At 38.1% G+C, this 10,183-nt stretch carries 8 protein-coding genes and 2 pseudogenes; 9 read left to right on the top strand and 1 reads right to left on the bottom strand.

Features of this window, described 5'->3' with window-relative positions:
* From AC1M9F_RS12015 to AC1M9F_RS11995, 5 genes and pseudogenes are all read left to right on the top strand, one after another.
* Nucleotides 1–545 (top strand): DUF2345 domain-containing protein (locus tag AC1M9F_RS12015; RefSeq protein WP_481597869.1); only part of this gene is annotated, 545 nt, incomplete at its 5' end.
* On the top strand, nucleotides 545–1,669 hold the full coding sequence (locus AC1M9F_RS12010; RefSeq protein WP_481597868.1) for a DUF2515 family protein: 1,125 nt from the start codon (nucleotides 545–547) through the stop codon (nucleotides 1,667–1,669). The genes AC1M9F_RS12015 and AC1M9F_RS12010, both read left to right, overlap by 1 nt.
* A gap of 118 nt (nucleotides 1,670–1,787) precedes the next feature.
* The gene (locus AC1M9F_RS12005) at nucleotides 1,788–2,576 is read left to right on the top strand and encodes a hypothetical protein (RefSeq protein WP_227554596.1); all 789 of its coding nucleotides are present in this window, start codon (nucleotides 1,788–1,790) and stop codon (nucleotides 2,574–2,576) included.
* A 382-nt stretch (nucleotides 2,577–2,958) separates the two neighbouring features.
* Nucleotides 2,959–3,377, top strand: a pseudogene (locus AC1M9F_RS12000) (hypothetical protein); the annotation flags it as partial.
* Nucleotides 3,378–3,405: 28 nt separating this feature from the next.
* Nucleotides 3,406–4,473, top strand: a pseudogene (locus AC1M9F_RS11995) (PoNe immunity protein domain-containing protein).
* An 86-nt stretch (nucleotides 4,474–4,559) separates the two neighbouring features.
* Here AC1M9F_RS11995 and AC1M9F_RS11990 read toward each other — a convergent pair.
* Nucleotides 4,560–6,272 (bottom strand): electron transfer flavoprotein-ubiquinone oxidoreductase, encoded by a 1,713-nt coding sequence (locus tag AC1M9F_RS11990; protein WP_481592064.1) that lies wholly within the window; start codon nucleotides 6,270–6,272, stop codon nucleotides 4,560–4,562.
* A 183-nt stretch (nucleotides 6,273–6,455) separates the two neighbouring features.
* Here AC1M9F_RS11990 and AC1M9F_RS11985 point away from each other — a divergent pair, with 183 nt between their 5' ends.
* From AC1M9F_RS11985 to hemH, 4 genes are all read left to right on the top strand, one after another.
* Nucleotides 6,456–7,067, top strand: a complete 612-nt coding sequence (locus tag AC1M9F_RS11985) for a DUF1285 domain-containing protein (protein WP_035264966.1) — start codon at nucleotides 6,456–6,458, stop codon at nucleotides 7,065–7,067.
* 49 nt (nucleotides 7,068–7,116) lie between these two features.
* The gene (gene murI / locus AC1M9F_RS11980) at nucleotides 7,117–8,001 is read left to right on the top strand and encodes a glutamate racemase (RefSeq protein WP_481592062.1); all 885 of its coding nucleotides are present in this window, start codon (nucleotides 7,117–7,119) and stop codon (nucleotides 7,999–8,001) included.
* Nucleotides 8,002–8,073: 72 nt separating this feature from the next.
* Nucleotides 8,074–9,036: a DUF4062 domain-containing protein gene (locus tag AC1M9F_RS11975; protein ID WP_481597867.1), complete on the top strand. Its 963-nt coding sequence runs from the start codon at nucleotides 8,074–8,076 to the stop codon at nucleotides 9,034–9,036.
* Nucleotides 9,037–9,161: 125 nt separating this feature from the next.
* Nucleotides 9,162–10,178, top strand: coding sequence for a ferrochelatase (gene hemH, locus AC1M9F_RS11970; RefSeq protein ID WP_481597866.1), 1,017 nt, complete (start codon nucleotides 9,162–9,164; stop codon nucleotides 10,176–10,178).
* Nucleotides 10,179–10,183 lie beyond the last annotated feature (5 nt).

Below are 10,183 nucleotides of genomic sequence, written 5' to 3'. Positions count from 1 at the left end.
TCATCGGACATGCCAGCAAAAAGATCAGTTTATTTGCAGCGCAAGAAGGGGCACGACTGTATGCAGGCAAAGGCAAGATCGAGATTCAAGCTCAAGGAGATGGTGCTGATCTGATTGCAAGAAAGGGTGTGCAGATTATTTCCACGGAGGCAAATGTCGACATCACGAGTGCGAAAGAAATCGTACTGACCGCAGGCGGTTCACAGCTAAAAATAAATGCTTCAGGGGTATTTCCTACGACTGGCGGTAAGTTTGAGGTTAAGGCAGGACAGCATTTGTTTGTGGGGGGAGCAGACGTTGGATTTAATATGCAAGGACTACCTGCATATGAAATATATAATGAAAAATTCCAAATCCTTTTGCCGTCGGGTGAGCCTATGAAGTTTATTGATTATAAGGTTTCTACGAGTGATAAAGAATTTATTGCACAAGCGGATAATAAAGGTAAATCTAAACGTATTAATACCAAAGGCGAAGAAGGTTTAACATTGAATTTAAACTGGATGACTTTAGAGGTAGTTGAGAGCGAAGGAGATGTGGAATAATGGGAGGTGATCTAGACTGGAAAAGTAATACCAATACGACTGAAAATAGTTGCAAAATAGCACAGTGTGATTGTTTGACTTTTTGGGAAGTATATCAACAAGTAGCGATGCAGCGTCTTTCAAATTTAAAAGATGCTAAACAAAACTTATATAGACTTGAAGAAGGTTATGAAGCACGAGCAAGAAGAATAGCGGCAGCATACGCTAAAATTTTCTTAGAAAAAGAGATAAATGGTAATGTAAATTTAAAAGGTCGTTATTACTGGATGGGTTTGGGTGCATTTGCATCTAAAACAGTTGCTAATGTTTTTGATCATTGGGGAAGTCAGACTGGTTATTCTGCTCCTATTATTGTAAATACTATAAAAGAACCAATTGATCTTTTTGCATTAGGGAATTTGTGGCTATTTATGGATATTGCCCCTTGGCATTATGCTTGGAGTGCTTCATCAAAAACATTTGATAGTTGTAGAACCCAAAGAAATATTTCAAAATTTACTCATATAAAAAAAGAAGTCATGAATCTACCATGGTCAAGTTGTTTGCCAGAGATTAAATACTTAGGAAGTACAGAACAAATCAAAGATGCTTTTGCTTTGTTACCTCAAATAGAAAAAATCTTTTTGGGAGAAAGAACAGAAAAGGGAAAATACAATGCAGCTAAGAAATATTTATTTGATCACTTAATGTTTATTGCAGTTCAAGAGCAATTTAATATCTTGCAAACGGTTGTTTGGAATAAGGCTTCTGCGCAATGGGGAGCAGAGAAACAAAGAAGCTGGTATATGGGCTGGGCTATGCCAGATGCAACCTTAGTTTTATCAAGTGATTATGATGTGGATGAAGTTAAAGAGGGCTGGTTCTCTAGTAGTGATAAGGCTAAGCGAGCTAGCGAACTGCCTGAAGAAGTTTATATTTCACCTTCTAGTGATACAAAGGCGGAGAATTACGATAGTCGTATGATTTGGATTAAAAAAGCCGCTGAAAAATATCACCGTTTAATGTTGGATGATAAAGGGCGTGCCTTTTTACATCAGGAATTAAAAACAATAACGGGGTGGAGTCAGAGCAAAGCAAACTTTCTCTTTGGAATACATCCAAGTAGTAATGAAGGGAAAAAATAACGATTTTTTTAACAAAAGTTTCAATATGAAAAATTATCTGAGTTTAATTTTTGGATTTTCGATATGTTGCCTATTATTGGCTTGTACTCCAAATACGAAAAGTAAAGGAAATGAAATCATGCCACCACAAAGTGCTATTTTACATTTTGGACAGCAAGGATTAAAAGATTTTATTCAATATAGTAATGCGCCAATAGACCGCCAACCTGCGGGGATGAATTTTTTGTCACTAGATTGGAGACCGCCCAAACTGGGACAGGTTAAAATTGTAACTGAACAAAGTAACTTTGAAATTGATAATGTTATTAGTGTAATGGGGACGCAAATTGCACGAATGGGCAATGATGGTGTTTTGATTATGGATGTAACCGCTAGTTTACATGCTAATGAATATACGACTAGAGAAGATGCATATCAGGCTTATGTAAAACTTATGAAGCAAATGAGTGAGAAAAACTGGAAGCAGTATTTTTTACCTTATTCGGAACGTATAGATAAAAAAGATAATTTAAAATATATGAGTCAAAACATGGGAGAGGTTATTGACCCTAGCTATATTTTAAGTTTTAAAGAGTGGCAAGAAATGATGGATCTGACTAATGGCCATATGTATTTTAATTTATATAATAGTAATATTAATTTGGGGATATCTCTTTCTAAAACATATAAAGATGATAAAAAAGAACAGTATATGCTGAGATACAGTTTTGAGCATTTTAGATATACTGGTTTTAATGCTATTTCTAACTCAGATGAAATGACAGCAGAACAGTTAAAACAAGCCTTTTTAGATGAAAGGAGGGAAAATGAAAAAGATCGTAAATTTAAGGAACAAAAAATTAAACTGGAAGGCTATCATATTGATGGCAGCTATGTAGACCCTGATGTTTGGCAATATATGAGATAGGATATTTGGTCGGCTTTGTTTCACAAAGTTGTTTGTTAGGTTTAATTTAGCAATATAATTGTGAGACGAGTAAGCCCACACCTAAAATCTATTCGACATCCAACTGGCCTAATTACAATAAAAAGTTTTAATTAATCGTGGAAATATTTCGATTTGTTTCGATCTTCAGACTCAATGGTGCACAAAATTACTGCAGTAGTTTCGCTAAGAAAAAATGCAAACCTTGGAAAGATAAAACTGAGTTCCTAGAACGTAATGAGTTACTTCGAATAATTCACTGTTTAGGTTTAGGCAGAAACCTATGAAAATAATGGTTGGTTTATCATCGTCGCAGTTTGGTAGAAACCAAAATACATCGCATCAAATATAGATAAGCTGACAAAATACACTGAGCCAGCGAACACTGATGATACCTAAAGCAGCCATGATGGTATTAAGAAAGGGTTAGATGTTTATATGGCATCAGACCAAGATGATAAGGTTAAGCGTTCAGTCGGTACAACGGTGAGTGATGGGGTGCAAATGTCATATTTATGGATTACTAATAAGATAAAAAGCTCAAAATTATTGAGTTACATGAAGAAAAATTGATTTTACAAATAGAAGATTGGCGACGAGTTAAATTCAAACCATCCACAGAAAGAAAACTAGGTAAAACCATCGCAATTCGATGCCCATATGATCGAAGTTTGGTCACTATTACTGGTGATAAAATTCGATCATGAAAAATGTAAAGGCTTAAATAAACCTAAGTGTACACGGACAGTGACGGCACACGGAATAAAATTAGAATTTGTTTAACCAAAAGAGATGTTGGAGAGATGAAAGTATGTCAACACAAGTAGATGATCAAGAAATAGATTGGCAAAAATGGTTAAGTTTAGAAGTAAAAGATACAAGTTTATTTAGAGATAATTTGCTTGAGCAAGAAATGTATCACAGAAGATTTGATACATTTGTTAATGGGTTATATACAGTTGTTGATGGATTTAGCCATTATAAAAATGATTCTAAATTTGGTGGATATATTGCTTCTGGAAGAAGACGGATTATTGATGCATTAGATTTGATGTCCTTACAATATTCAGCAGGTGGTGATTTAAATTTTATAAAAGAACTTTACCCGTATCTTCTTCATTGGACAGAAGAATATGCTGAAACGAGTCATCTTTATAATTTAAGCCCTGATGCAGGTGGCCGTTATGTCTGGCATATTTCCTTGGGAACTGAAGATTATTGGTATATTGCTTTACGATTGATATGCTTTGGTTTACTGACAGGCTATGCAGATCAAATGAATCGGATTATGCCAATGATCGACTACACCGAAGCAACGCCTGAAGGACAAGAAAAAGATGGCTTAATCGAGCGATTGGTTGCACCGTTTGTGGAAGATCGTGGTACTCCACCGAAATATGCTCGTAGACATTTTCCATATCGTAGACTCCTTAAAATTTTTGATGCAACCCCCGAGAACCGATCAGCAATAATGCTACGATACCTAGAAGATTGGTATGAAACAAGTCATCATGAACCTTATTATAATCAACATCCACAAGCTGATATTAGATCAGGTATCAGTTATTTTGGTTATTGGTCATGGGAAGCCGCAGCTGTCACTTGGCTACTAAATATTGATGACACAATTTATCGAGAGCATCAATTTTATCCGAAAGATTTAGTTGATTTTTCTAAAGCACAATCAGAAAAAGTATAAGAACAAGATTCGGTAGAAAAAATTAAAATCAAAGGTGGGGATAAATGTCCAAAAACAGGTTATTGGACGACACCTGCTCATCCAAATCAACGTCTGCAATTTAATAATGGTGAGATTTTACCAACGTTTTTAGAACAAGATTGGGGTCAAGTATATTGGTATTTTGATGGTGAAGAATAAAACTATATCGCTCAAGGGGAAACTTTCGTATTTATCGAAGTTTAATAAAAAACCCGCTTACGCGGGTTTTTTGATCTCAAACGAGATTACATATTCGGATAGTTCGGACCACCCGCACCCTCAGGTACAACCCAAGTAATGTTTTGTGACGGATCTTTAATATCACAAGTCTTACAGTGAACACAGTTCGCAGCATTAATTTGGAAACGCTTAGAACCATCATCATTTTCCATGATTTCGTATACACCAGCAGGGCAGTAGCGCTGAGCAGGTTCATCCCATTGAGGAAGGTTAACATTTACTGGAATTGATGGATCAGTTAATTTTAAATGCGCTGGCTGATTTTCTTCGTGTACTGTATTCGAAACAAACACTGAAGATAAACGGTCAAATGTAAGCTTACCATCTGGTTTTGGATAGTTTGGTTTGAAGTTCACTGCATCAACAGTTTTTAAAGCACTGTAATCAGGTGTCAAATCACGTAAAGTGAACGGAACTTTAAATACATTTTGATCGATAAAGTTGAATGCACCACCGAAGAATGTACCAAACTTATGCATTGCAGGGCCAAAGTTACGAGCATTATATAGCTCTTCTTTCAACCAACTGTTGTTAAATTTCTCTGTATATGACGTTAACTCTTTAGCAAAGAAATCTTCGCCTTCTGTCACACGAGCAATTGCAAGGTCGCCGCCTTTTTCTACACCAGCTTTAATTGCTTCAAATACAGCTTCACCACATAACATGCCTGATTTCATAGCAGTGTGTGAACCTTTAATTTTTGCAAAGTTCAAGAAGCCAGCATCATCACCAATTAAGCTTCCACCTGGGAAGGTGAATTTAGGAAGAGAGTTAAAACCACCTTTAACTACTGCACGTGCACCGTAAGAAATACGTTTACCGCCTTCCAATACATCTTTAATTAATGGATGTGTTTTCCAACGTTGCATTTCCATGAATGGATACATATGAGGGTTTTGGTAAGATAAGTCGACAATCATACCCAATGATACTTGGTTATTTTCAGCGTGATATAACCACCAACCACCAGATGAACCAGTTTCAGTTAAAGGCCAACCCGCACCGTGCATGACTTTACCTGGTTTGTGCTTCGCTGGATCGATTTCCCAAAGTTCTTTAATACCGATACCGTAATGTTGAGGATCAGCGTCTTTATCTAAGCCGAATTGAGCGATTAGGCGTTTACCTAAATGACCACGGCAGCCTTCAGCGAATAACGTGTATTTCGCATGGAGCTCATAGCCTGGGGTAAAGTTATGTGTTGGCTCACCATCTTTACCAATACCCATATCACCTGTTTGGATACCTTTTACAGTACCATCAGCATGATACAGAATTTCCGCTGCTGCGAAGCCCGGGAAAATGGATACTTCAAGCTCTTCAGCTTTTTGTCCTAACCAGCGTACGACGTTACCAAGAGAGATGACATAGTTACCGTCGTTGTGCATTGTTTTAGGCACAAAAGCATGAGGCATTTTTTGAGATTTTTGATCTGAAAGAAGGAAGTACGTTTCATCTTCTGTAACAGGTACGTTTAAAGGCGCACCTTCTTCTTTCCAATTTGGGAACAATTCATTAATAGCGCGTGGTTCAAGCACAGCACCAGAAAGAATATGCGCACCTACTTCAGAGCCTTTTTCAACGACACATACAGATAAATCGTTGAGGTTGTTTTCAATTGCAAGTTGACGGATTTTGATCGCAGCTGAAAGACCCGCAGGGCCCGCTCCAACGATTACAACGTCAAACTCCATCGATTCACGTTCGATGTGTTCCATAAAGGACTCCTCATAAAGTAAAGGGTGGCAACCGATAATTCCGACGGTGCTGCCATGAGTGTTCTTAGTTGCAGGTACAATTTTGCTCTCGTACCTTTTATATATTTTGCGCTAGTATAGGTTCAAACCTTGATCAAGCCAATTGGCTGAGTCGCTTTATTTTCCGTCAGCAGGGCATAAACCATGGTAAAACAAAATGATTCTATAACAGCACAGCCTGATTCACTTGTACCTGATGATAAAAACTTAATCAATATCGTACAATATCTAAAAGATGCACAGTCAAGTCACAAAAGGTCAATCCCACCTCTTGAACAATGGAACCCAAAGCATTGTGGCTCAATGGATTTGAAAGTAAAAGCGAATGGTGAATGGTGGCACGAAGGTCAATTGATTAAAAGACAAAGCCTCATTGACCTATTCTCGACAGTACTGTGGAAAGAAGACAACAAATTTTACTTAAAAACACCCGTTGAGCAAATCGAAATTGAAGTCGAAGATGAACCTTTATTGGTCAATCAGGTAGATCAAGTCGAGATTCAAGGGCTTTCTTATCTACAGCTAACAACGACCACTCAAGATCTCATTATTGTGGATCAAGATCATCCAATCTTTATGCGTGATTTTCAAGGAGAGATGCGTCCTTACGTGCATGTGCGTTTCGGCATCAACGCATTGATACAACGATCAACTTTTTTTCATTTAGTTGAAATGGGGGAGTTGAGCGAAAATGAGCAAGGTGAATCAGTTTTGAATTTAAAAAGTGGTAATCTGCTATTGCAATTAGGGACTTGAGGTTTAAGCTTAGCCCATTCATTTAAGCATTATAAAAGTAGTCGTTGAGATGTCTGCAATTTTACCCCAACCGAGCTCTAATGAGCCTATGCCTCATGCACTTGAACATGCCCCTATTGGGATTTTCGACTCGGGGATTGGTGGTTTATCAGTTGCATTGGAAATAGCAAAATATTTACCCAATGAGCATATCCTTTACTATGCAGATACAGCTCATGTCCCTTATGGTCCGCGCGAAGATCAAGATATTCGTCAGCTCACAGCACATGCAATTGAGTGGTTGTATCGTCAAGGATGTAAAGTTGCGGTTGTTGCGTGTAATACGGCATCAGCTTTTAGTCTGGATTACTTAAGGACACATTATGGTGAGCGATTTCCGATCATTGGGTTGGTTCCTGCGTTAAAACCTGCAGTGTTACAGACACAGTCTAAAGTGGTGGCTGTATTGGCGACTCCAGCGACTTTTAGAGGCCAGTTAATCAAGGATGTAATGCAGAATTTTGCAGATCCTTTAGGTGTTAAAGTTCATCAAGTCACCAGTTTGGATTTGGTTCCTTTCGTGGAAGCAGGGCAACAAAATTCGCAAGCCTGTATTGCAACATTACAACGGATACTTGATCCCGTCATGCAAGATCAAGCCGATTATTTGGTGTTGGGTTGTACGCATTATCCATTTTTAAAATCAGCAATTGAGCATCTTTATACAGAGCGACTGACTTTGGTTGATTCAGGATTTGCTGTTGCACGCCAAACAGCAAGAGTCCTTATCAAAAATAAATTCAATGCTACTCAACCATATGACAAATCAGTGCAGTTGCGTTGTGTCGTCAGTGGCGGAAATGCGCTTGAACTTCAGCCTGTACTTCAAAATATGATCGGGCATGAAATACTATGGTCAATTGAAAATTTAACTGATACATTCGAAGAAGAATGATCAATATCAAGCTATATATTTTAAGCCTTATGAGTAAGGCATTTTTACCTAGATGCAGGATTGGATTAAGGCATGCTAGATAAGCGTTACCAAGTGTTTATTACAACTTCTGGTAAAGAGATGCAGCCAGAGCGTATGGTTGTGTCTCAAACGCTGATCGGTATGGGTTTTTTTTCATGGGGTTTAGAACAAAGAACACCTGTAACAACCGCTTTTGCACGCCGTCAAATTGATGATTGTGATTATGTACTTCTGCTTTTAGGAAGCCAGTATGGTGAGCAATCTGTCTCTGGTATTAGTTACATGCACTTGGAATATATCTATGCCGTGACTAAGCAAAAGCCCATTATTGTATTTATGCATGAACAGCCAGAATCGCGTGAGGAGCATTTACGAGAGCATGAAGTGGATCTTCAACAGCGCTTTCAAACTTTCCGTCAACAGATCATTCGAGAAGTTGATCAGGTCGTATTTTTTAAAAGTGCTCGTGAATTAGAGCTAGCACTCAGGTCTCATATGCCTCAAATGCTTGAACGTTACCCTGTTTTGGGTTGGGTAAGACCACAAAGCATTCAAGCAAAACAAGATGAGATTGATCGATTAAGAGCTCAGCTGGCACAAGCAAAAATGGAACAAGCCAAATCTGAAGTCGATCCTTTTCTATCTTTGCCTAGAATAGAGTGGGATGATCAATTCAGTTTTGATTATCGTATGCATGCCTATGTTGATAGTCATTTTAAAGAAATTATTTGTATACGTTCCATGCGATGGCATGAAATTTATACTGTTCTTGAGTCTCAATTTTCCCAAGCAACACCAGAAGATTTTTATTCTAAAGTGTTGAATCAGTATTTGACTGATACGGGGCTGGTCGATGCTCAATTGCAACTTCCTAAGGCACATATGGTATCTAGAGCACAGATTAATGTACGTGCATTGCATACCATCAAGCAACAAATGCGTAATAATGAATGGATCGTTCCTGTAGGACGAGATGATCGTCAGCGGATGTTATGGAAATGCATGAATAAATAGATCAAGTTCATATGATAGTTTTTCTCTTTCATTCACATTTTAAAAAGCAATCATAAAATCACGCCGAATTTACTTAGACTCTGATAAAGTATTTCTTAATTAAACAGTGAATTGATGTGGATCAGATGTCTGAGTTAAAGCCGAAAATCACCGTAATTATTGCCAACTTGGGAACACCAGATGCCCCTACAGTGCCTGCGGTACGAACTTTTCTAAAACAGTTTTTATCTGATCAGCGTGTGATTGAGATTCCATCGTTTTTGTGGAAAATTATCTTACATTGTTTTGTTTTACCATTTCGACCAAAGCATGTTTCTGAAGCATATGCGCAGGTGTGGAATGGAGATTCCCCTATGCGTGAAATTCTGTTGAAGCAAACAGATTTAATCCGTCAAAAAGTTATTCAAGATTATCCAGATTTTGATGTTCAGGTCGTTCCTGCGATGACTTATGGTCATCCTAGTATTCATGAGGTTCTAAAAAAACTTACTCAGACACCGCAAGATCACGTCATTTTATTTCCACTTTTTCCTCAATATTCAGCGACATCTACAGCACCTTTGTATGATGCATTGGCGAAATGGGTTTTAACGCAGAGAAATTTACCTGGCTTAAGTTTAATACGCGATTATTATCAACATCCAAAATTTATTCAGGCTTTGGCAAAGAGTGTTCAGGTTTTTCAGGCGCAACACGGTAAAGCGGAAAAATTATTAATGTCTTTCCATGGGATTCCTCAGCCTTATGCAGATAAAGGTGATCCATATGCCGACCGTTGTAGGGTTACAGCGAAAAAAGTCGCAGAGGCTCTGGGATTACGTGACGATGAATGGGCTATCAGCTTCCAATCACGATTCGGTAAACAAGAGTGGGTCAAGCCATATACAGATGCGTTGCTGACTGAGTGGGGACAACAAGGAGTTCAATCTGTCCATGTTCTCAGCCCTGCTTTTTCATCAGATTGCTTAGAGACTTTAGAAGAGTTGGCTGTGGAAAATGCCGAAACCTTTAAAACAGCGGGCGGGAAAGACTATGCCTATATTCCAGCGTTAAACACTGATGCAGCACATATTGATTTGTTGGTCGATTTAGTAGAAGCTCAACTGGATGCACTCAAGATTACCCTCCAACATTCTGCGTAAATTTA

It is taken from the genome of Acinetobacter sp. ANC_7504, assembly GCF_056779995.1.
This window is presented reverse-complemented; position numbering and strand designations above follow the sequence as displayed.